General features: G+C 70.5%; 1 protein-coding gene. It reads left to right on the top strand.

What is annotated here, in order from left to right; all coding sequences use genetic code 11:
* Nucleotides 1–34: 34 nt before the first annotated feature.
* On the top strand, nt 35–560 hold a 526-nt coding region (locus AC1DSO_RS24800), incomplete at its 3' end, for a phosphate/phosphite/phosphonate ABC transporter substrate-binding protein (RefSeq protein WP_477071338.1).

Here is a 560-nt window from a genome sequence, read left to right as displayed (position 1 = left end):
GGTGCTGGACCGCGCGGGCCTGCCCTGGGACTTGATGGACTACGACGCGCCCGCGCCGCTGTCGCTGCTGTGGGCGCGCGATGACCTGGGCCTGGCGATGATGTGCGGCCTGCCCTTCGCGCAGCGCGGCGCACAGCCTACGCTGGTGGCCGCACCCATTCCGTCGCCGGCGCGCTACGGCGGCAAACCGGTGTACTTCACCGACATCGTGGTACGCGCCGACGCGCCCTACCGCAGCCTGGAAGACACGTTTGGCGGCGTGATCGGCTACACCCTGGCCGACTCCATGTCGGGTGGCGTGGCCTTGCGCCATCATCTGGCGCCTTATCGCCAAGCGAAAGGCTCGCGCCTGTACCGCAAGGCCGTGGGCGAACTGATCAATGCGCGCGGCGTGATCACCGCCCTGGCCGAAGGCCGCATAGACGCCGGCCCGCTGGACAGCTACTACCACGATCTGCTCAAGGCCTACGACCCGGCCTTCGCCGCGCAGGTGCGCACGCTCACCAGCACGGCAGCGCTGCCGATTCCGCCGCTGGTGGCCACCGCCGCCTTGCCGCCCG

The organism is Caulobacter sp. P4_E5 (genome assembly GCF_056401555.1).
The sequence above is the reverse complement of the archived record's forward strand: the minus strand, read 5'-3'. Positions and strand labels throughout refer to the sequence as shown.